Source organism: Veillonella orientalis, assembly GCF_018406505.1.
GTDB classification, from domain to species: domain Bacteria; phylum Bacillota; class Negativicutes; order Veillonellales; family Veillonellaceae; genus Veillonella; species Veillonella nakazawae.
The window spans coordinates 409,538-432,576 of sequence record NZ_AP022322.1 but is presented as its reverse complement, the minus strand read 5'-3'; the positions used below and the strand labels follow the sequence as shown (position 1 = coordinate 432,576).

Here is a 23,039-nt window from a genome sequence, read left to right as displayed (position 1 = left end):
TTATAGTTTACGCTATTTTTAATACTTAAAGCAAGTAAAAAGCGTAAAAAAGTGATTTAACTTTCATATTTTCTTCATTGTCAGTTTATAATTGGCTGTTATTACATATGGTCAATATGCCTTTTATTATCTACTATTTTGAAGTTTTTAATATATATTACACGTATCCGGGCAACCTATATCAACATACCACAAGTAATTTTTAGGACATCAAACATAATGTTCTATAACGTCTTATTTAATAGTCTCTATATTTTTTATAAAATCTCTAAATATAAAAATGCTATATCTGTAAAAATAAATTCTTTTACCTTATATTATCATTATCAAAATATTTCTCTACTCATATATAATTCAATTGCCTTATTTATACATAAAAAAAGAGGATTCCATAGGAATCCTCTTTTAATATTTGGATTAACGACGATTTGCATCGAAGAAGTTAATAGCAACTTCTGGGAACATAGCGTAAGTCAATACGTCTTCGTCAGTGATACCATTGTAGCCTTTGGAAGCTAAATCTTGACGGTAACCATCCAATTCAGGTTCGATAAGATCTGCTGGACGGCAAGTGATAGGTTCTTCATCACCAATGATAGTGTGACGAATTTCGTCAGAAATTTTACCAGGCAACGCACCATATTTACCGCGTACAAGGTCTTTAACTTCGTTAGGAACCATTTTGTAACGGTCACCCATCATAACGTTCATCATAGCCATTGTACCAACGATTTGGGATGTTGGAGTTACCAATGGAGGGTAACCCAAGTCTTCACGAACGCGTGGCATTTCATCCATAACGTCGAAGAAGCGATCGCCCATACCCATTTCGTTCAATTGGTTTTGAGTATTAGACAACATACCGCCAGGAATTTGGTAACGACGAACAGCTGGGATTACATCGCTAGCTGGTTTCAAGTTGAATTCTTCAGCGATTTGTTGTTTTACTTTACGGAAGTGGTCAACTAATGGAATGTATTTATCAAGGTCAAGACCAAGATCCCATTCAGTACCTTTGAACATTTCGATCATAGTTTCAGTAGCTGGTTGGCTAGTTGCATGAGCGAATGGAGAGATAGCAGTATCGATGATATCTACGCCAGCTTTAGCAGCTTCCCAGTATGTAGTGCTTGCAAGACCGCAAGTGAAATGGCTGTGCAAGTCGATTGGCAATTCACCAAAACGTTTTTTGAATGTGGAAACCAAATCATATGCATCAGCAGGTCCTAACAAACCGGACATATCTTTGATACAAAGGGAATCAGTACCCATTTCTACCAATGTTTCAGCTACTTTCAAGAAGCTTTCAGTTGTATGAACTGGAGAAATAGTGTATACCATTGCGGATTGAACGTGTGCGCCTGCTTTTTTGGAATATTTAATAGCAGCTTCCATGTTACGAGGGTCGTTCAATGCGTCGAAAATACGGATACGGTCAATACCATTTTTTACAGCAGCTTTACAGAATGCTTCCACTACATCATCAGAGTAATGTTTGTAGCCCAACAAGTTTTGGCCACGAAGTAACATTTGTAGTGGTGTATTTTTTACATTAGCTTTTAATTTGCGAAGGCGTTCCCATGGATCTTCATTCAAGAAACGAAGACAGCTATCATAAGTAGCGCCGCCCCAACATTCAAGAGCTTCATAACCAATTTCATCTAAAAGGCCAAGCACTGGTTCCATTTGTTCATAACGCATGCGTGTTGCCAAAATAGATTGATGACCGTCACGAAGAACGGTTTCGCAGATTCTTAATTTTTTAGCCATGTTAATCCTCCAAATCGAAATAGTTTTGTGTATGTAATTTTATACATCCACCACACAACTATCTCATACCTATTTTTTTACGATTATTGTAGAACTTGCTCACACAGGCAAATACTCTACAAATCGTTAAGACATACTTATATTAGACTACTTATAGAATTCTTTGTCAACAACCACATTATGCAATTTACTCATGATTTCATGTATTCTTTTATGATTTTTTCGTGATGGAACTCACAATAAAGTGCTAAAAAGCTAGAGTTTAACGTGTATTTTTAATCAAATCTTCTTCTTATTAATTGCTCTTTTTAATGAGAAACAAAAATTTATTTCGTAATAATTTTTAGTTATTATTTATCAGCTTTCATAGTATATCGGTATTTATAAATCTAGTAATTCGACAATCATCGGTACACTTATAACCTTATCAATTTTATTGATAACAACCCCCTTACTTCTACATTTTATAAATATACAAAAGAACCTACCTTTTATAGGTAGATTCTTTTACTAAATGCTCTTTATCATGTTATTTTTCAGGTTTTACCTTTTTAGGTGCTGTTTCAAGAACAATATTTTTACCATCTCTTTTGACTTGGATAGAGAAGTCCCCTTCCCCTTCTTTAAAGTATTCCATCTTAATGTCGAGCAACATTTTACCAATTAATGTTTCTACCTTATCTGTAAGGAATTCACGATAAAATGCATCTTCCTTTTGTTTTGGACTTTGATGTACTACCGGTTTCTTTGCAGAACGTTTCATATCCAGCATAGTATCTTCAAAATTTTCAGTATCTTTAAAGTTTTTCATCATATCCGCATCGGATAAACCTTTTTGAATTTTAAACTTTGCCATGTTTATCTCCTATCAATTCGAAAATCGCCTTTTTCACTCGTACTGAGTCAATACCAGACATACAATATTGATCGGGCTTAGGACAACGTCGCTTACGACAACCTAAGCAATCTAACGCATCATTAACAAGAACCTTAAAGTTTCCCGTTAATGGACCCCACAGTTTAGGATCCGTAGGGCCAAATAATGCTACTACTGGTTTATTTAAAGCCAATGCAATATGTAATGATCCTGTATCAGCAGTCACTACTACATCGCAACTTTCAATTAAAGCCCCTACCTCTTGAAGTGTGGTTTTCCCCAGCATATTTAGCATAATTTTATCAAGGCCATCAGCTGTTAAGGAATCCATCAATGGTTTGTATTGAGTAGCCTCCTTTGGACCACCTAGACAAACAAAATTAGCTCTATACTGAAGGGATTTAATAAGAGAATACCATTTCTCTTGAGGCCACTCTTTCGTCGCCCAGGACGTGCCTAACACAAGACCTATGCGTAGTGGCTTTTCTACTTTGCTACGCTCCAAAGATGTGTCATAACTAATTGATTTCCACTGTTCTTCTGCCCAAACATGCAAATCAGATGGCACAAAAAAGTCCATGTGGTATAGCTTTTTACCAGTTACCCCATTTGCTATACAAGGTTTTACATTATCCTCAGAAACAGCACTGGATACATTTAGGTCACTATGCTCTGTAACGGCAGTATCCAATAATTCTGCTACCTCTATATATCGTTTGATAACATGATCCGTACTTGGCTTTGCTTTGTAGTTTGTAAACAGCCAATTTAGTTCTTTTGTACCACCAAGGCCAAGGCGAATAGGTGCACCTGATGCTAATAAAACGAGCCCTGTTATGAGTCGCCCTTGTACATCGACAGCCACATCAAATTTATATGGTTTCAACTTATCTCTAAGTTCCCACCACATGCGCCACATCGTTGGAATATGTAGTTTTTTAGAATGTGCTTCGTATTCATCCCGTTCCCATGGAATGATTTCATCTACATAGGGATTGTTCTGTAAAAGTTCTACCATACTAGGTGTTACAATCCAATGGAGCTTTGACTCTGGATAGTGTTCTTTAATCCAGCGTGCTGCAGGTGTAGCATGTAGTATGTCGCCTATGTAGCTGAGTCGTACAAATAATATATTCATATATATCCTTTTAGTACAAACTAGTATAGGAATAAAGCCTTTATAATGAATCATTATAAAGGCTTTTTCTTAAGATTTCTTTTTGCTATCACTAGAAGATTTAGAAGATGTATCATCTTCTGTTACCTTCGTAGTTTCGTCACTACCATCCTTAATGATAGTTTTTACATCAGACAATGTTAATTCATTGAATGTTGTTGGATGATTATATTTATAAACTGGTTTGAAGCCTACACCGAGTTTACCAGTGTAAACAGTTAAGGCATTGTTATCCTCATCAACACGAGCAATATAGATAGTTTTATCCATATCAACACCGATTAAGCGGAATCGTCCTGGTGGATTGATAACACGCCAACCACCTTCAATACCATTAAACATGAAGATATCCCCAGTCTTGACATTATCATAGAAGAATCTATCTTCATCATAGAATACGCCGATATGACCAATATCTGTAGCTTGCATATAAACGCGACGCGTATCATAGTTAGCATCAGTACGATAAATGCGATATGCGTTTTCTTGAACCTTTACCTTCATGTAAACAACGTTTGTCGCTTCGGAATATGCAGCATCTACGATTTTACTGTTACGAGGCAAATCTTCAAGTTTTGTATCTACTTCATGTTCAGGATCGTCCGCATTTAGACGGGCCATAACAACCTCTCTAGAGTCATACAGACCCATGATAGCATAGTTACGGTCAGGCATCCAGCTGAAGTAACTAATAGAACGGCCCTTCAAATCAATCGTTGTAGGCTTGCTTTCATTAGCCTTATAAATTTTTAAAGAGCTTTCAGTAACAACCGCCATGAACTGACGGTCATAAGATACATATTTAGTTCCTTCCTTTACATCAGGAAAGTTCTTAGTATCATCCTTTGAAGCACCAGCCACATTAAAATCTGTAGTCGGTGCAAACATATATTGATCAAGGTATAGGTACACACCACCTTGCAGAAGAATACCTACCGCAAAGGCGCTCAGTACACGCGTAAAAGGTTTCATGTGTCCTCCTATTTCACGATAAACGCCGTTGGGATCATGCGTTCCCCTAACAAATCGGCTGGTTTGTTTACTACTTTACCATTGAGGTATAGGGTAGAACTAGAACCACCATCTAAATTCGCTGCAATATAACAGCCTTTTTCATATAAAATATCTTGCACATCACGCAAGGTAGCTCCAATAGAGTACCCTGGTTGACGGCCATCAATTACGAGGAATAATACTGTACCGTCTTTCTTTTGACCGATAGCAGTACGTGGGCCAACACCCCAACCACCATCACCTTCAGTAATCATCTTCTTACCATCTACGATAAGAGGCGGACCAAAGGTAATACCTTCCATGGCTTTCATATCACCAAGTTGAGTTTTATCATAATTACCAGCAATAAGGTTACCAGATTTAGAGAAACCTACGAAGTCTACTGCTTCATCAGGACCTACATCCTTACCGATAACATATTCTCCATCATGCAAGATAAAGCCATAAGGCAAGCGACCTGTACCAGTACCATTAGGATCGTGGAAACCACCGCCGTTGATAGCAGCTACCGCATTATTCATTTTAGCAATATTACTTGTAGTATCGCCCTTTTCTTGAATGTTAGCCGCAGTACCTACTTGGATACGACGAGGATCTGGAATTTCTAAGATATAGCCTACATAACGAGCAGACTGAATCTTTTCAAGGTTCAAAGACTTGTCTTCACGGGCATTAAACTTGAATAAATCTTGGCTTTTCACCACGCCAACAGTACCTAAAATAGATTGTAGTTCTTCTTCATTAAATAGCCACGTAATGTAATGAGGATGGCGAGATTGCAATATAGCACCAATAACAGCGCGCTTTACATTATTAAATGGTCCAAAGAGCACCACGAATGGTGAGGTCACAACGGTAAATAAGAACACCATAATGATGAACTTTACCCAATTCTTTTTGAACAATGTATTTCTCCTTATAAATCAGTGAAATGCTCAGTGCTAATGCGTTCTTCAAAATGCTTAATGTCTACCGCATTACCTACCCAAACACGCAAAATATTATATGGATTATCACCTGTATGAGCCCAGCCAGATTTCATGGCCATACTCATTTTAATGCCTGCTTTCTTAGTGGCTGCATCGGTGAATTCATTTTTATCCCCATAAGGGTAGCAGAACCAAGGATTATCCTTGATACCTACTTCTTTTGCAAGAGCTTCTTGAGCCTTCGTAATATTTTCTATTTGCTTAGCTTCAGACAATTGTCCCATTTCGATATGTTGGAACCCGTGATTAGAAATGGTGATACCATTCTTATGCATTTCACGAATTTGATCCCAAGTTAACCGAGTGCCTACATCGCCAGGATTGATAAATACAGTAGCTGCAAAACCATATTCTTTCATAAGTGGATATACGATAGAATACGTATCAGCATATCCGTCATCGAAGGTTAATACAACTGGTTTTTCAGGTACTGCTGCACCATTTACGACATAGTCATATAGTTGATCCATCGTTAGTGGATTATAACCATTATCTTTGAGAAACTTCATTTGTTCTCTGAATAAATCCTCACGAATAACCGCATCATTATCTTTATCGTCACCAATTTTGTGATACATAAGAACAGGAATGCCCGATGGATGTACCATCTTAACTTCTTTTACTGGTGGCGCTGAACTAGTAGGCTCTGTTTTTTGTGAAAGCAATCCACAACCTGCCACCAGCATTGCTAAGGCCACAACCAATAGTGTTACTAACGGAATCCGTTTCATAGGTCCTCCTCTATCAGAACACAATTATATACAGAATATTATAACATTTCTATGAAGAATAGTAAAAACTCCACCCCATATACGTATAGCTAAAATAGATGATTTATAACCTAAAGAGATATATCCTCTAAAACACCTTTAACGATACTTTATGTTGTAATCTAGAATGGAATGCTTTAATATTCTAATTATAATACAAATCACAAAAATTATACGCTTCTAATCGATAAAGGATTTGCCATGAAAAAACGCTTAACCCTCTTACAAATGGACGTTCACGTAAATGACGTAGAATACAACTACAATCGCGTTCAAGAGTTACTCACTCAATCACTTACAGAAAATCCTGATATTATTGTTTTACCTGAAACTTGGAACACAGGCTTTCACCCATCAGATGATTTAATTACGATTGCCGACAGAAATGGAGAAAGAACAAAATCATTGCTCAGCGCCTTTGCAAAAGAGCACAACGTGAATATCGTAGGCGGCTCTGTCGCTGTAGCGAAAGATGATCTAGTATTCAATACATCTTATGCATACAACCGTGAAGGTACCCTCGTAGGTGAATATTCAAAAATGCATGGCTTTAGCCCTGCTAAAGAAGACAAATACTTTGCTAGCGGTACTCATACTACACATTTCAAGCTAGACGAAATACCTTGCAGTACTGTCATCTGTTACGACATTCGTTTTCCTGAGCTAGTGAGAATGGCTGCATTACCAGGCACTGAACTCTTATTCGTACCTGCCCAATGGCCTACGATGCGACTACGCCACTGGCAAGTACTCAATGAAGTACGAGCCATAGAAAACCAACTCTTTGTCTGTGCCGTAAACGGCTGTGGCACAGTAGGTCGCGTTCAAAGTACAGGTCACTCTGCCGTCTATGATCCATGGGGCACGAACCTACTCGAAATGGATACGAACGAAGGCATTGCTTCCGTAGATATCGACCTCGCTGTAGTCGAAGACATTCGCAACAAAATTAATATCTTTAGAGATCGCAAACCGGAACTCTACAACCTATAACATAAAGGCACATTGTTATTGAATTTCTCCTTATATTAGGAAAAGTATTCATTTAACAATGTGCCTTTAGTTTAGTTTTGTTTTGTTTTATTTTTATTGTACTGTATGGAGGAAATAAATTACTCTAGTTTGTTCTGGATTAACGGCCATCCCTGCGACAGTAAATGAGTTATACAAATAATCAAATTTAAAGATGTAAAATGTATATCCCGCTTCAAATGGTCGGTTTACTTCCTTATAGGAATAGTAACCTAAATATTTTTTCTGTAAAGCCTTATTTTCATCATTGGATAACACTTTATCAGAACTTAATTGACTAGTATCTTGCTCTAATCCCATAAACATTTGATTGTTCATTTGGTTAGCGAGTTCATGATCAACTTTTTGCTTAATATTCTCATTGCTTAACGCCACTTTATATTGATACATATTGTTGTATGTATTCGTTACTTCAATCCATTCTTCTGGCAATATAGTAGACAGATATTTTCTATAATTCGTCTTAACATTTTCGTAGGGTTTGATAGAAACACGTTCTGCCTCACCCTTAGTAATAACAACCTTAGCGTGATTTTCTGCATCTTGAATATAAGGCTTTAGTTCTGATGGTTTGCCTGTGAAAGAAACTTGGATGTAACGACCATCTTCAATTGCCTTAGGTGGTTTTAAATGAATATCAACCTGCTTAGCAAATGATGGTATTTTCTTTGGAAAACCTGACAAATCATTCACTTTGTCTACATCTATATGATTGTAATATTCTTTGTCATTAATAGGATACTTAATACTTTCTCTAAAATTAATAGCATCCACAATTTGTTTTTCAATTTCCTCTCGTGTATAAGGATTTTTAATAAGGTCTCGTTGCGGCACACTTTTTATTTTGCTATTATGTTCCTCAATATATGCATGCATACGTGATTCTGCATCACGATGTTCCAACATTTGTTCATCAAATGTTTTTTTAGCACGAGACATAACAGCATACGATAATTCTGTTTCACCCATTACTTTACTTTCCATATAAGGCATAACCTCTAGAGATTGTGTTCTATCAACTTGAGTAATCTTAGTACCCAAAGGTGTTCCTACAGATGGAGTAGATACCTGCTCAGCATTTGTTATTCCTATATTAGCAGCCAATGCGGTCACAACAAGTATAAGTCCTTTTAACTTCATTCATATCTCCATTAAATAAACCATATAAAAGAGTTGCTGTACATGTTATATAGCTACTCAGGTAATTTAAAACTCAATAAGGCGCCACATATCCTCTGGAACTTGTTCTAGAGGTTTGTTCTTAGCTATAGCGTCTTTTAGAATATCAATCGTATCTTGTATTTCTTGTTTATCCTTCGTATCTGGATCGTGTAGAACAACACGGTTCAACGAGTCTTGTCCAAATTGTTTTAAGTATTCTTTTTCCACTTGATTAAGTTCACGACGTAAGTATTTCATAATGTATCCTCTATTTGTAAATTTCTTTTCGATGACCCACTTCTAACGCTAAAATAATACATCTATCATCATTAATATCAGCTATGACTCTATAATTACCAATGCGATAACGCCACAGCCCTGTTTTATTCCCCGTCAATGATTTGCCTGAGTACCTAGGGTTTTCTACATTATCTATATTTTTTATGAGCCAATTAAAAAGATAGCGTTGCATTGATTTATCTAATTTAGAAAATTGCTTGTCAAACCTTTTAGAAAATTCAAGTTTATAAGCCATATTTTGCACGCATTTCCGCTACAGAATAGGTAACTGGATCTTGCTCGTATTCTGCTAATGCTTTTTGACCTACCTTAAGATCAAATTCGTCTTCAATCTTTTCTAGTAAAGCCTTCTTAAAGAGGGTAGAAAGTGTTTCATCCATAAACTCAGCATAGGTTTTAAATAACTCTTCTTCTTGTTCATTTAAACGGACTGAAATATTTGCCATATAAAGCACCTCCTTATGTAATACATTGTATTACATAAGGAGGTCTTAGTCTATATTTTAAACTCCTGAGCGTTATTATTTTAATAAAATTTTATATTTATAATATTGATAATCTACATTGCTTATTAGATTGTAAAAAAGCAAGCTACATCGTATTTTACATACAAAAAAGACACACCACCCTTCTCTCGTCTCTCAGCGGCATGCCTTTTTATGTATATAGTTACTCTCGAACTATATCGTATGTCAGTCTGGCTAAACTCTCTCACAGTCCCTTTAACGACACGCCAGTATGTCACCTATAATATACAATTTTAAACGAAACATGTCAACAGTTTATAAAAATTTTATCTTTATTTATATGAATGTAAACTTTTCAAGATTATCCGCCAAAAGCCAAGTAATCACGAGTTAATTCTTGTTGTGGATCAGAGAATATTTGCGCTGTAGCGCCCCACTCTACAACTCGGCCATCATTCATAAAGACAGTGTAGTCTGCAATGCGTCTAGCTTGTTGTAAATTATGCGTAACAATGACAATCGTTTGTTTTACTTTTAACTCAGTTAGCAATGCCTCAATATGCACGCTGTTTTTTATATCAAGGGCAGAGCACGGCTCATCAAAGAGCATTACTCGAGGATCTACGGTCAAGCTTCGCGCAATACACAGGCGCTGTTGTTGACCACCAGATAAAGAACTTGCCAAGCGCTTCATGTCACCATTAATTTCGCTATATAATCCAGCCTGCTCTAAACATTGTATCGCTTTAGCCTTTCTGTCTGCAGAGGATAACTCTTTATAATAATTTAGAGCAAATACCGTATTATCTTCAATGGTACCAGGAAATACGGTCGGTTGTTGTCCGATGAGACCGATTTGGCGACGTAACATTTGCGGATCCATTGACTCTACAGATAGGCCATCGTAAATAATTTGTCCATTAGTGACTTTTTTCGGTGCCTGTAAGCTACCGTTAAGCGTAGCTAACAATGTACTTTTACCACAACCAGACGGCCCAATAACAGCAGTAATAGCATGTTCTGTAATAGGCAAGGTTATGTGTTGCAAAATAGGATGCTCACCAATGGACACCTCTATATTTTTAATATCTAATATCGTGCTCATCAAGACCGCCCTCCTATCCAGCGACAAATGATATTAATACAAAGTAATATTACCATCAATACAAAGGCTGTAGCATAGGCTAAATCTACTGAATAACCTTCGTTTACCAAAATGTACAAATGATATGGCAAGGCCATAAATGGATCCGTTATATTCGGTATAGACCTAGTATATAATACGGCACCAGTATACATAATCGGTGCAGTGGCCCCCATCGCATAGGCCGCTCCAAGGGCTATAGAGCTCAATCCGTCGCGCATGGCACTCGGTATGACCATATGCATCCATATATAACTTGGTGAAAGCCCCATATTGAGAGCCGCCTCATACGTTTCACAAGGAAACTCGTGGAATACTTTCACAAGACGCAACGTAATAAAAGGTATAACCATTACCGTTAACGTAATCGACGCAGATAATAAGCTTTTATCGATACCTAAATATAAAATCAGTACACTATAACCAAACAAGCCAATCAATACAGATGGTAATCCGGACATACAGCGTAGAGTGAACAAAAAGCATTCTGATTTCCAACGAGAAATATTGCCATATACCATGTATAGGGCACAAGGAATACATACAATAGCCGCCATAGAAGCCGTTAATAAGCCCTCTAAAATACTACCGATTATGGCAGGGAATATGCCCCCTTCTACACCGAGAGGCATGCCCGCTGGGTAGAGCCAGAGGAAATCAACGGTTATTAATGGCAGACCATGATACACAATATAGCCGCAAGCAGCGATAAGTATTGCCATAACTAGGACTAGACTGCCATAAGCCCAAGTAGCTAATGCAAGATTAGATAACTTCATGATGACCGTCCTTTCTAGTTTTCCAAGAATACATATAAACTAGAACATTAGTCAGTATCAAAATGATTAGCAATACTAAAGCTGCTACATATAAACCGCTATAATGCAAGCTATTGTACTCTACACTACCCATTTCAAGCGCAATAAGAGATGGAATTGGCTCAGCCTTACCCAGCAAATTAGGCAATATGGGAGCATTACCGACAACCATCATAACGGCCATGGTCTCTCCCATAGCACGGGAGAAGGCTAGCACAGAACTAAGAATGATCGAACCTTTAGCACTAGGTAGTACGATAGCTTTCATAGTATGCCACGGCGATATACCAAGACCCAAAGCCGTTTCTTCATAACGCTGACGATAGGTTTCGATGGATTCCGTACAGTGAGTCACAATATAAGGCAAAATCATAAAGGCTAATACGAGACTAGCCGATAAAATAGACTCACCGGTAGACAAAGAAAACATTGATTGAATGGCCGGAACCACTACGATAAGACCGATAAAACCAACAATAACAGATGGTATACCGGCAATCATATCTATAGTAGATAAACAAAATTGGCGAATACGTGGTGATACACCTAGACTCAAACCTACAGAGGTACCAATCCCCAAGGGCAACGCCCATATCAAAGATAAGAGAGATACATAGAGGCTAGCAGAAATAATATAGGCCAGTCCTAATACAGGACTTTGTGCCATAGGCTTCCAGACTGTACCGGTTACAATATCCGTCCAAGACATATGTATCAAAGCGGGCCACGCCTCTATCGCCATATAGAGCACGAGCCCTATATATAAGGCGAGAACAGATACCGCCATAATCGGTACTATGCCAGATGTAAAACGATCTGATAAATGCATAGACTCTCCTTTCATAAGAAAAAAGCAAGGCCGTAGCCTTGCTTTTATTCTATCTGATTAGTTTACAGGAACAAAGCCCATTTTATGAATAACTTTACGGCCTTCTTCAGACTTCAAGTATTTTGTGAAAGCGTCTGCTACACCGCCCATATTACCTTTACCTACGATAAGAAGTGGACGTTGAATCATGTAAGAACCATCAGTAATCGTTTCGTCTGTTGGAGCTACACCATTAACTTTGAAGGCAACGATTTGGCCTTTATTTTGACCCAACATGCCATACGATGCGTAACCGATAGCATATGGATTTTCTTTAACTTTAGTTACAAGAGCACCCATAGATGGAGCTTGAATAGCGTCTTTAGTCACCTCTACAGAACCCATAATTTTTTGTTGGAACACTTCATGAGCACCGCCACCAAGATCGCGTGTTACTACGATGATTTCTTGATTAGGCAAGGAAGGATCTACTTGATTCCAAGTTTTGTACTCACCAGAGAAGATTTTAATAATTTCTTCTTTAGTAAGATTATCTTTTATAGCATATAAAGGATTTTCAGGATTTACGGCAATTGTTAAGGCATCAATACCTACTTTAATTTCATTGTAGTCTTTGATTTTTGCTTTTTCGCTGTCTTTCACTTCACGAGCTACTAAACCGAAGTCCGCAGTGCCATCGATAACCGCTTTAATGCCTGTGCCAGAACCACCAGAAGATACATAGATAGTAATATCTTTATCTGGCAAAGAGCTATCCGCATGATTCCAAGTTTTATTCTTTTCTGTAAAATCTGTAGCGATTTTAGAAATAACTGGTGCCAATGTGGAGGAACCATTATATGTCAGTTGAGTAGATTGAGAGCTTTGATTAGACCCACAACCTACAGTAATAAGCATGGCTGCACCAACACAAGCAGCGAGTATAGCACGTTTAGTAAAACCTTTCATATACAATCTCCTTAAAATAACAATAATTAAGAACTATTCAGCATGAGTATAATTATACCAAAATATAAATCGTCATTACAATAAATTTCAAAACCTATAGAATGCAGTATTTCTACCACATGTTACTATATCCTAAGACTACTATATACATATAAATAACATTTTTCTGTAAAATAATCATATATCAATTAATTTTATAATTCTAACGCTTAATTTAGTAGCATTAATCATTTACATAAATCATCTATAAATGGTACTATTAGCAGTGCACTAGAATTTGGTTATTATGAAAGAAAGGTAATAACTATGTTTTCATTTCTACAACCAAAAGAGGCAAAACCATCGGTTCCACAGAATATGATTATGAATTTATATTACAAATATAGATTTCAATCTCTAGCCGGTGTATTTATTGGTTACGCTGCGTACTATATCGTTCGTAACAACTTTGCCTTATCAACTCATTTTTTATCAGATATCTTACACATGAGCAAAACGGAAATCGGTTTGCTATCTAGTGGTATGCTTATCGCCTACGGTCTAAGTAAAGGCTTCATGAGTAGTCTTGCTGACAAAGCAAGTCCTGCAAAATTTATGGCTTTCGGTCTTATTTGCTGTGCAATTATCAATATCTTTATGAGCTTTGCCGACAGCCTCGCTTTCTTCTTAGTATTAGTAGTTCTTAATGGTTTCTTCCAAGGCTTTGGTGTAGGCCCATCCTTCATCACACTTGCTAAATGGTATCCAAAACAAGAACGTGGTCGCTTTGGGGCAATTTGGAATATCTCCCATAATCTTGGTGGCGGTATCGTAGCACCAATCGTAGCTGCTGCGTTATACTTCACCACTACTGATCACTGGCAATTAGGCAGCTATGGCATTCCTGCAATTATTGCAATTGTAGTAGCTATTCTTATTTGCTTCTTGATTAAAGAAAGTCCAGAACGAGAAGGCTTACCACCAACTAGTGAAATCATTGCCGATACAGCTCATAAAGCACATAGAAGTGCAGAAGCACCTCACCTAAGCACAAGACAAATTTTTGTACAATATGTATTAAAAAATAAAAATGCTTGGTATGTGTCTCTAGTTGATACATTCGTTTACATGATTCGTTTCGGTATGCTTACATGGTTGCCTATTTACTTATTACAAGTGAAAGGCTTCTCTAAAGCAGAAATGTCCATCGCATTCTTATTCTTTGAATGGGCAGCCATTCCTTCTACAATTTTTGCAGGTTATATTTCCGATAAATTCTTTAAAGGTTATCGTATGCCACCAGCAATCATTGCAGTAAGTATTATCTTCTTCTGTATCTTTGGCTATTGGCAAAGTGAATCCCTCTTGTGGGTTACATTCTTTGCTGCTGTCGTAGGTTGCTTAATCTACATTCCTCAATTCTTAGCATCTGTACAAACTATGGATATTGTACCTCCATTCGCTGTAGGCTCTGCCGTTGGTCTTCGTGGCTTCATGAGTTACATCGTAGGTGCCAACCTTGGTACAACTCTATTTGGTGTTTTAGCAGATAAATTTGGTTGGAATGCAGGTTTCTACCTCTTATTAGTAGCATGTGTTCTTTGCATTACATTCTGTGTACTTGCACACTTTGGCGCAAAAGAATTAGATGCTAAAGAAGCAGAACTTGAACAATTACAACCAGCTGAAGCAAACAGCTAACAACTAAATTCTAGAGCAAACCAAAAGGTAGCAACATATATTGTTGCTACCTTTTATTTATTCTTAAAGAAATTTGCCAAAAACCAAATTATGGGCCCTATGAATCTCACCTTCTTAACAGTATCCATTTTATCTAGAATAGGCTTAGTTATCTCTGCATTGCTTTCAAGAGACACATATTCCTTATCAACATAAACGCCTTTGGAATACTCTGTCGTATGAACCCGTTTTTCAATAGTAAGTATATGAGTGCCATTATCATCTTCATACTCTTCATAACGAGAGAAAGCACCAATATCTATATCTGTATCTATATCCCCTCTTGTACCTATTGCCATCTGATAACTTCGATGAACTACGTTCATATCAGATGGTATTACTTTGCCACATAACTTTGTAAACTGATATACATCATGTTTTTCATTCCAACTGATCCAAAACTCAGCATTATTCTTATGTTTAACCAGCTTATACTTATACCAAATTCTCCAATGAGTATCAATGTAACGAATTTTGCCTAGGATCGTATATAACTCATTTCGGATACGCAATGTATCGCCATAGTTAAATTTCATAAAACACTCTCATTTCCAAAACAATATATATTATTAATTACTATGATTGTACACATAATATAAAGTTCTGCCTAGATGGATATAACAAAAAAGGTAGCAATATATATGTTGCTACCTTTTATTGTTTTATAATCAACCTTGTTGGCAGAAATAAATGATATAGTTTCTATCTGGGCTGACTGCAGCGCCTAAAGAATAGGGATGATTCCAACTGCCACCAAAATCAAATACATATAATACATAATTATCAGGTATTTCTACTGAATCTTCATTAAATGACAATCTATGCAAATATTGTTGCTGAAGCTTTCGATTTTCTTTTTCAGTATAAGTTGGATACACTTTATCTTTGGAATGCTTATTTTCATAATCTTGTTTAGGCTTTAATGCATCTTGAGCGTCCTGTATTCGTTTACGAGTTTCAAAATATCTCTTATACTTTGCACTATTGTCTTCATCTGGAATCTGTACCTTATTGAATTCTGCTAGTACTTGATTTTCCAACTCATATATTTCATCTACAGATTTATCAATTGGATGGTCTTGTCGCTCTTGTATAAATTTACCCATCGGCACAGTTGTATTCTTTACAGTCAGTATCGACCTTGGAATTAATGCAGATAGAGAATCTGCATAGTCCATCTTCGAATCAATAAATTGTTTAACATACACATGGGATAAATCAGATTTTGAAAGAACCACTTTAGAGTTAGAACGTGCTTCATCAATATATGGCTTTAATTGTTCCGGTGTGCCTCCAAATGTAAGTTGTACGTAAGCCCTACCTTGAAAAAAACTTGGATTACTATGCATATGAATATTTTTTGCAAAACCAGGTATTTTCTTTGGGAAACCAGGAATCATAGGCATCATTTTATAATCTTTAGGATTATTGATAGGATACTCAATTAATTCTATAGGTTTCAAAAGGCTCTCTAGTGACTCTTTTATTTCCCGTTTAGAACGAACTGTAAATAAATCATGACCTTTATTTTTATCTAAATACTCTCGAATTGCCTTTTCATTTGCTTTATCCCGCTCAGCACGCGTCCTATAATCTTTAGTATTAATGGGATTTGTTAGCTTAATCTCTCCTTGACCAATCTTTTTCATATATGGGCTCACGATGCGTAAAGGTTTATCTCGACCACCAATAAAATAACCTTGATTACGTGTTGCTTCAGTATTATAGTTTTTAATTTCTTTTAGTGCTTGTTCATCCTTATCATTATAAAGTGGATCAAACGTTTTGTATTCACTACCAAAATCAGATTTTTCTGATATTTTTAATCGCTGAGAAGCGTGCTCCTTCTCCTTCCGTTCTAATGTAATTTCATCTTCAATCGAAAGCTTTTTTGGATTTATAGATTTATCCCTTATAACAGCTTTAAATGCACCAGGAATAATCTCAACAAAATCTAATTTCACAGGGGCTTTAGTTTGTACAGACTGTTTTGACTTTGTATTATTTTTCAGTTCAGCACTAGTATTTTGGTTTATCCCATCCACTGTTGCAGCTAAACTAAACTGACTAGATATTGCTAGTGAAAGCAGCATTAGTACAAAATATTTCTTATTCATTTCTCTCTCCTATATACACCTACAACTTTATATGTTATAGCAAAAAGGACCTACAGTAAACTGTAGGTCCTTATATTTTGGTGCGGTTGGAGGGACTTGAACCCTCACGAGCGTACGCTCACCACCCCCTCAAGATGGCGTGTCTGCCATTCCACCACAACCGCATGGAATACAAATGGTGCCTCAGGACAGAATCGAACTGTCGACACACGGATTTTCAGTCCGTTGCTCTACCAACTGAGCTACCGAGGCACGTTTTTTGTAAAAAAAAATGGCGACCCCGATCAGATTTGAACTGACGATCTTCGCCGTGACAGGGCGACATGTTAACCGCTACACCACGGGGCCGCGTATCAACTCTCGTTGACTACTCGTATATATTAACATGAGCCACTAATATAATGCAAGTACTTTTTTCTAATTTTTTGATGAATTTCTCCAAAATATATAGAAATAAGAATTATACATCAAAAATCGTATATAATAGCCATTTATATTCAGTATACTTTAGTATACTTCAATATACTCCAGATTATATCCCCAAATTACAGAAATAAAATTGGCACCTAAAATTCTACAAGGGAACTTTAGGTGCCAATTCAAATATAACTATACTAAATTAATTATTATATAGTATTTCTACAGATATGATACTAATTATAAATGATCCCAAGGACCGTCACGCAAGTCTTGTTCCCAGTAATACTCAACCTTCATATCACTGCGTTTAACCTTATCAAACATCTTAGAACGTGCCGAAGTCATCACATTTTCACTATGTTTACCACCAAAGTACGCATATCTAGACTTACCTAAAGTATACATAACAGATACATAAGGTTCTACAGAACTAATATTGCTTTTACCAATTCCTAAATCTACAGAGATATGAGGCGTCACATTCATTTTAGCGCCTACCTTTAGCCCATGTATGGATTGCCACTTATGTTGGTCAATATAGAACATCTCTGCTGGATGTTCTCCTGGTGCTTTTGTTTTCCAATGATATCCTTCCAAATAACTAGATAGCCAACGGGCATTCTTATAATATCGTGTATACCGTATATCAAAGCCATCCAATACATGTTCATAAGAATATCGAGGTGTTCTTCGAATACCATCAGGTGGTGAACTTAAGCTATCATGAAAATCTATTGCCCGTGGTACTTGACGCAAAGGTGTGTTAATGTCATAAGGCCCCACCTTTTTTTCTGATAGTCCATGGTATACATTGACACTAATCGTATTTAGACCAGCTACATATCCTAAGCCTGCACTAACACGAGAAAATTTATTCTTAAAAGCATAGTCATAGAATACATTGGCACCGACGTAGGCATGCTCATGTGTACTAAGGCGACGATAGCCAACACCAGCAGTACCGACAACACCAAGCGTATCATGTTCTACTACTTCACCTTTATCAATATAAGTATCTTGACCGACAATTCTTCCAAAATCTGCGTCCGACCCATTCCAATATGTAGTAGTGGAAACTTTTTCGCCACCATTACCATCTAAGCGACCTTGTACAAACACCACGGATTTTCCATCTTTACCATATTGTTTTATGGGTTGTAATGTTTCTATAAAATACTTTGAGTTCATTTTCTGCTTAGAGTTATGATTCCGGTAATGAAATCGTGAATCATAGCTTAGATTATTATCGGTCATTTGTTTATTAGGCATTGCATAATCATGATAAGAATCTTCCTGAGTCCCTTTGAAACCAATACCTATATCCGTACGATCCATCCAGCTTGATTGAACTGTTTCCCCATTATCTTTATCTGCTGCTAATGCGTATGTAGCAAAGCTACAAGTCAATGCCGTGCATACTAAAGATTTGATAATAACCCTTTTACTAACCATAATCTACCCCTCTTTTATATGAAAATTTCATGAAAGATACTTTTATTATATATTCTTTAACCAGCTAAAGCAATAATATATCTTATCCACTTTACAGCATATATATTCTTTATAGTCTATTAGTACATATATTTGAAAGTTCTATTATTTTAAGTATCACTAATTAATAATTATAGTGAAGGACCTTTGACTATGATAAAATAAATATATATTATATAAATAATAAGAATGTAATATAGAATACTTTGGAGCAATACAATGAAATCAAAATCACTTATAACCATCTTAATTATTGCTATTGTTGGCGCCTTAGCAGCAGCGTGGTATTTCATGTGGTACATTCCCCACACACCAGCTTATACGCTAAAAATTATCCATCAAGCAGTACAAGATAAAGATGCAGATGAAGCTTTACGTCATATAGATACGAAATCTATCGTAAAAAATATATTAGAACGGGAAGGCAATAAATATATAGATACATCCAATCCATTTGGCAAAGCTACTATTGCAGCAGCTAAAACATTTGGTCCATCTTTAATTGAAGATGTGATGCGAAAATATATCGAAGATCCAGATAGCTTTAAATCTCAGCCAACTACAACAGACACTAATAATACGGCTCAAAGTGATGACAACATGTCCATGGTCGATCGTCTTGTGGATGGCCGTCTCTTCAAAGCGCATGATGTAGAGGTTAAAAATATCAAATCTGAAGACGATGGAGATACAGCTACCGTAACAGTAACAATCCAAAACAACAAAAGAAATATGACAAAAGATATACGTGTTTTGATGCGTCACTTAGGTGATGGCACATGGGTTATTTACGATATTCCAGATATGGAAGACTTATATACAGTGACTCGTAAATAAAACGTAATCATTAAAACATACAAAACCCCAAAAGGACAGTACATACTGAAATAGTATATACTGTCCTTTTATCATTTTATATTACTTGTTATCTATTACCGATCAAAGTCCACAATAGCTAGTGTTACGGTTACTTGGGAAATAAGTCGCTCTGCATCGTCTAGCATATCAAAGCGCCACACATGGGACGTTTTCCCTTTTACTAGTAATGTGCCATGAGCTGTTAAGGCTCCTTCACATCGTACAGGGCGCAAGTGGTTGGCCGTAACGGATTGACCTACGCCAAATTTATCTGGTCCAATGAGTTCGTTACTCATCATGCCAGAAATGATTTCAGCAAATGCCAAGGTGGCTCCCCCATTTAGGTAACCTTGCGGTTGCTTGTGAAAGTCGCCTAGATTCATTTTCGCAATACATGTAGTATCGCTCGTCATACAAGGTGCTTCAATTTGTAAGGATTCTATTAAATTCATAGTGTTCGTTTCTCCACACAATATGCTTCTAATCTATCATCAAAGACGGTTACACCTAGTCCATCCCCATCAGGAACGTGCATAACGCCATCCTTAAAGGTTAAATCTGGATAGATGAGATCTCGTTCAAAATATCTATTAGAATCAGATAGGTCTCCTGCCATATAGGAATCACCTAGAGCCGCTAGTTGAACGTGCATCATTTTAGAAATGCCCGACTCTACCATGCTACCCACCCAATACGGAATATGGCATTCTCTACAAAGATTAATAGCTGCCTTAGTAGGTACGAGACCACCCATGCGGCCTACTTTTATGTTGAGTACGTCAATCAGTCCATACTCAATAGCATAGGATAAGTCGTCATAGCCCAATATGGATTCATCTAAACAGATAGGCGTTTCAATATGCCAATCATCGTTATTAAGGCAATCCCACTTCCACTCCTTATAGGATTGAAGCGTTGTTATAGCAAAAGGCTCTTCTATACAAGCTAACTTCAAATTGTTAAATTGACGAATCTTATCAATATTATCATAAGAATAGCTTTGATTAGCATCAGCTGCCAAGACTAAATTGGGGTAATGCTTACGTACTAAGGCTGTCCGTTCGTAGCCGTCTGTAGGATTCACCTTTAACTTGATGCGCTTACAACCGTTTGCAACATGTCCTTCTACCCGTTCTAACAATTGATTCATCGGTACATCACCGATAACAACGCCACTTTCAATGGTATCTTGTAAAGGTCGTCCCATAATATAGGAAACGGAGTTCACACCAAGTCTTTCACAATGAAGATTGATAAGGGCATTTTCTACAGCAGCAATGGTCATAGGCATATGATCTCGATTTAGCCAAAATTGCAGCTGCCGTACATAGGTCATAAGCGGTTTAGGCCGCATCAAGCGGAGATTAAATATATAATCATCCACCAATTTTTTCCAACATGTATCTACAGTTTCCGCCGTATAGAATGGATCTGTGAAAGCCACACATTCCCCATAACCGACATAACCTAATTGATCCTCGATGCGAATGACGATCGTTTCTCGTTCTTTTACTTCACCTTTGGCATTTTTAAAGTTAAACTGTAGCGGCAATTTAAGGCGATATGTAGTTATACTTTTAAAGTTTAAAATATCATTCATAGGCGCCTCAATCTTCTAAACGCAGTTCATTACGCACAATTTTACCTGTGCCATTACGAGGCAATGCAGGTAAAATTTTTACATATTTTGGAATTTTATACTTCGCCAAAGAATTAGTCATAAAGGATAAAATCTCATCAGACGTCATGCTTTCACCATCGTGAAAAGCCACAAAGAGTGCTGGTACTTGTCCCCATTTAGGATCAGGTACAGGTACAACGGCACATTCCTTGACTGATGGCAATGTATAGACTAAATCCTCTAACTCTTTAGGATAAATGTTTTCTCCACCAGATATGATAAGATCTTTGCGGCGATTCAGAATATATACAAATCCATCTTCATCAACAGAACCAATATCGTCTGTATTAAGATCGCCATCAATAGGCTCCTTGCCGATATACCCAGTCATAACCATGGGACCTGTCAAATGGATTTCCCCTACTCCATCCGCATCAGGATTATCAATGCGAACCTGCATCCCTGGTAATGGTCTGCCTACGGAATCTCGTTTAGGAGGGTAATCCAATACAGAGAAGGTCACACTTTGACTAAAGGTTTCCGTCATGCCATAGGTCTTGTAAATAGGTAAGGATTTCTTTTCACAAGCATCGATGAGAGCCATAGGAATAAACTCGCCACCTAGCAAAATAACACGTAATGTATGATGTGTAATCTTCGGTTCTAATTGAGTCAAAATTGTGGGTACCAGAGACATCATATTGATTTTCTCGGTTTCAATGAGTTCTAAAACCTTTGCCTCATCGTATTTAGGCAATATAGTGATAGCCGTTCCATTATAAAGGGATCGCATCAAGATAGATAATCCACTGACATGGAACAAGGGCAATACCATAAGCCAATTATCTTGTTCGGTTTTACCTAACACCTCTTGAGACGCTTGTACATGAGCTCTAATTTGCCCCCATCGAAGGGGTACTGATTTAAACTGACCTGTTGTAGCGCTAGTGTTCATAATAGCAGCAATGTCTGTATCATTAAATGTCCAATCAAAGATATCTTCTAAAACTCGGTCAGATAGAATAGTTTCTAGAGGTTCAAACTCAATAACACACATTGAATCAGGCAGTTGATTCCGTCGATCTTGACTATGTAAAACGGTGGTAACACCTAATTGTTTCAATTGGTTTTCTATCTCATTAGGCTTAAGATGTACATTAAGTAATAGTACCTCTTTATGAGCTAGCATAGCAGCCAACACATAGATTGCCATAATCACAGAGTTGTCCGATAAAATAGCCACACGAGAGGTTTTTAAAGGCACTAATTTACGAGCTACATGGACTACTCCACCATAAATATCCTTATAAGTATATTCATTTATACATATGCGATTAGGATAGTGCTGTGCACCATACCGTAACCATTCCATCGTCTCACCTCGTATCCAAAGATAATGCCTTATGATTTATGATTAATGATTAATAATCACAGACATTACAAGAAAGGCGCCTCATATAGAGGCGCACTTGTCGTTTGTACAATGAATCCCACATTTAGTAATAGACTAGAACTAT

Annotated in this window: 23 protein-coding genes and 3 tRNA genes; 3 read left to right on the top strand and 23 right to left on the bottom strand. The window is 37.0% G+C overall.

The window, feature by feature from the left end:
* Positions 1–417: 417 nt before the first annotated feature.
* From VEIS1202513_RS01900 to VEIS1202513_RS01875, 6 genes are all read right to left on the bottom strand, one after another.
* Entirely contained in the window at positions 418–1,770 is a 1,353-nt protein-coding gene (locus VEIS1202513_RS01900; RefSeq protein WP_156719618.1) for a pyruvate carboxylase subunit B, read from the bottom strand.
* Positions 1,771–2,299: 529 nt separating this feature from the next.
* Complete coding sequence (locus tag VEIS1202513_RS01895; protein ID WP_213467693.1) at positions 2,300–2,626, bottom strand: hypothetical protein; 327 nt, start codon at positions 2,624–2,626, stop codon at positions 2,300–2,302.
* Positions 2,613–3,785, bottom strand: a complete 1,173-nt coding sequence (locus VEIS1202513_RS01890) for a glycosyltransferase family 9 protein (protein WP_213467692.1) — start codon at positions 3,783–3,785, stop codon at positions 2,613–2,615. Before VEIS1202513_RS01890 ends, VEIS1202513_RS01895 begins: the two co-directional genes overlap by 14 nt.
* 69 nt (positions 3,786–3,854) lie before the next feature.
* Entirely contained in the window at positions 3,855–4,796 is a 942-nt protein-coding gene (locus VEIS1202513_RS01885) for a hypothetical protein (protein WP_213467691.1), read from the bottom strand.
* Positions 4,797–4,804: 8 nt separating this feature from the next.
* On the bottom strand, positions 4,805–5,743 hold the full coding sequence (locus VEIS1202513_RS01880; RefSeq protein WP_213467690.1) for a phosphodiester glycosidase family protein: 939 nt from the start codon (positions 5,741–5,743) through the stop codon (positions 4,805–4,807).
* A gap of 11 nt (positions 5,744–5,754) precedes the next feature.
* Positions 5,755–6,558 carry a polysaccharide deacetylase family protein gene (locus VEIS1202513_RS01875; protein WP_213467689.1) on the bottom strand — a complete coding sequence of 268 codons (804 nt, stop codon included), beginning with the start codon at positions 6,556–6,558 and terminating at the stop codon, positions 5,755–5,757.
* A gap of 240 nt (positions 6,559–6,798) precedes the next feature.
* Between VEIS1202513_RS01875 and VEIS1202513_RS01870 the strand changes: the two genes are divergently transcribed.
* Positions 6,799–7,590: a carbon-nitrogen family hydrolase gene (locus tag VEIS1202513_RS01870; protein WP_213467688.1), complete on the top strand. Its 792-nt coding sequence runs from the start codon at positions 6,799–6,801 to the stop codon at positions 7,588–7,590.
* A 93-nt stretch (positions 7,591–7,683) separates the two neighbouring features.
* Here VEIS1202513_RS01870 and VEIS1202513_RS01865 read toward each other — a convergent pair whose 3' ends face one another.
* The 8 genes from VEIS1202513_RS01865 to VEIS1202513_RS01830 form a co-directional block, all read right to left on the bottom strand.
* Positions 7,684–8,769, bottom strand: a complete 1,086-nt coding sequence (locus VEIS1202513_RS01865) for a hypothetical protein (protein WP_024064146.1) — start codon at positions 8,767–8,769, stop codon at positions 7,684–7,686.
* 66 nt (positions 8,770–8,835) lie between these two features.
* Positions 8,836–9,048, bottom strand: a complete 213-nt coding sequence (locus VEIS1202513_RS01860) for a hypothetical protein (RefSeq protein ID WP_024064147.1) — start codon at positions 9,046–9,048, stop codon at positions 8,836–8,838.
* Positions 9,049–9,058: 10 nt separating this feature from the next.
* Positions 9,059–9,325, bottom strand: coding sequence for a type II toxin-antitoxin system RelE family toxin (locus VEIS1202513_RS01855; protein WP_024064148.1), 267 nt, complete (start codon positions 9,323–9,325; stop codon positions 9,059–9,061).
* Positions 9,315–9,536: a type II toxin-antitoxin system RelB family antitoxin gene (relB, locus tag VEIS1202513_RS01850; protein WP_009352129.1), complete on the bottom strand. Its 222-nt coding sequence runs from the start codon at positions 9,534–9,536 to the stop codon at positions 9,315–9,317. Before relB ends, VEIS1202513_RS01855 begins: the two co-directional genes overlap by 11 nt.
* A gap of 382 nt (positions 9,537–9,918) precedes the next feature.
* Positions 9,919–10,662: a phosphate ABC transporter ATP-binding protein gene (locus VEIS1202513_RS01845; RefSeq protein WP_213467687.1), complete on the bottom strand. Its 744-nt coding sequence runs from the start codon at positions 10,660–10,662 to the stop codon at positions 9,919–9,921.
* Positions 10,662–11,480, bottom strand: a complete 819-nt coding sequence (locus VEIS1202513_RS01840; protein ID WP_213467686.1) for a PstA family ABC transporter permease — start codon at positions 11,478–11,480, stop codon at positions 10,662–10,664. Before VEIS1202513_RS01840 ends, VEIS1202513_RS01845 begins: the two co-directional genes overlap by 1 nt.
* Complete coding sequence (gene pstC / locus VEIS1202513_RS01835) at positions 11,467–12,363, bottom strand: phosphate ABC transporter permease subunit PstC (RefSeq protein ID WP_213467685.1); 897 nt, start codon at positions 12,361–12,363, stop codon at positions 11,467–11,469. Before pstC ends, VEIS1202513_RS01840 begins: the two co-directional genes overlap by 14 nt.
* Before the next feature lie 42 nt (positions 12,364–12,405).
* Complete coding sequence (locus VEIS1202513_RS01830) at positions 12,406–13,296, bottom strand: phosphate ABC transporter substrate-binding protein (protein ID WP_024064152.1); 891 nt, start codon at positions 13,294–13,296, stop codon at positions 12,406–12,408.
* Positions 13,297–13,602: 306 nt separating this feature from the next.
* On the opposite strand from VEIS1202513_RS01830, the gene pgtP reads away from it, so the two are divergent.
* Positions 13,603–14,976 (top strand): phosphoglycerate transporter PgtP, encoded by a 1,374-nt coding sequence (pgtP, locus tag VEIS1202513_RS01825; protein ID WP_156719608.1) that lies wholly within the window; start codon positions 13,603–13,605, stop codon positions 14,974–14,976.
* 53 nt (positions 14,977–15,029) lie between these two features.
* On the opposite strand, the gene VEIS1202513_RS01820 is transcribed toward pgtP, so the two are convergent.
* The 6 genes from VEIS1202513_RS01820 to VEIS1202513_RS01795 all read right to left on the bottom strand — a co-directional run bounded on the left by VEIS1202513_RS01820 (position 15,030) and on the right by VEIS1202513_RS01795 (position 19,004).
* Entirely contained in the window at positions 15,030–15,551 is a 522-nt protein-coding gene (locus VEIS1202513_RS01820) for a DUF4178 domain-containing protein (protein ID WP_024064431.1), read from the bottom strand.
* A gap of 132 nt (positions 15,552–15,683) precedes the next feature.
* Positions 15,684–17,132, bottom strand: a complete 1,449-nt coding sequence (locus VEIS1202513_RS01815; protein WP_213467684.1) for a hypothetical protein — start codon at positions 17,130–17,132, stop codon at positions 15,684–15,686.
* A gap of 78 nt (positions 17,133–17,210) precedes the next feature.
* A tRNA-Leu gene (locus VEIS1202513_RS01810) sits at positions 17,211–17,296 on the bottom strand.
* A 12-nt stretch (positions 17,297–17,308) separates the two neighbouring features.
* Positions 17,309–17,384 (bottom strand) — tRNA-Phe (locus VEIS1202513_RS01805).
* 20 nt (positions 17,385–17,404) lie between these two features.
* Positions 17,405–17,480, bottom strand: a tRNA-Asp gene (locus tag VEIS1202513_RS01800).
* Positions 17,481–17,789: 309 nt separating this feature from the next.
* On the bottom strand, positions 17,790–19,004 hold the full coding sequence (locus VEIS1202513_RS01795) for an inverse autotransporter beta domain-containing protein (protein ID WP_213467683.1): 1,215 nt from the start codon (positions 19,002–19,004) through the stop codon (positions 17,790–17,792).
* Between the two features lie 258 nt (positions 19,005–19,262).
* Here VEIS1202513_RS01795 and VEIS1202513_RS01790 point away from each other — a divergent pair, with 258 nt between their 5' ends.
* Positions 19,263–19,880 (top strand): hypothetical protein, encoded by a 618-nt coding sequence (locus tag VEIS1202513_RS01790; RefSeq protein WP_024064969.1) that lies wholly within the window; start codon positions 19,263–19,265, stop codon positions 19,878–19,880.
* A 95-nt stretch (positions 19,881–19,975) separates the two neighbouring features.
* On the opposite strand, the gene VEIS1202513_RS01785 is transcribed toward VEIS1202513_RS01790, so the two are convergent.
* The 3 genes from VEIS1202513_RS01785 to menE are packed head-to-tail and all read right to left on the bottom strand — an operon-like array spanning position 19,976 to position 22,894.
* Entirely contained in the window at positions 19,976–20,353 is a 378-nt protein-coding gene (locus tag VEIS1202513_RS01785) for a PaaI family thioesterase (RefSeq protein WP_213467682.1), read from the bottom strand.
* Positions 20,350–21,501 carry an o-succinylbenzoate synthase gene (gene menC, locus VEIS1202513_RS01780; protein WP_213467681.1) on the bottom strand — a complete coding sequence of 384 codons (1,152 nt, stop codon included), beginning with the start codon at positions 21,499–21,501 and terminating at the stop codon, positions 20,350–20,352. Before menC ends, VEIS1202513_RS01785 begins: the two co-directional genes overlap by 4 nt.
* 7 nt (positions 21,502–21,508) lie before the next feature.
* A complete protein-coding gene (menE, locus tag VEIS1202513_RS01775) occupies positions 21,509–22,894 on the bottom strand; it encodes an o-succinylbenzoate--CoA ligase (RefSeq protein ID WP_213467680.1) in 1,386 nt (461 codons plus the stop codon).
* Positions 22,895–23,039 lie beyond the last annotated feature (145 nt).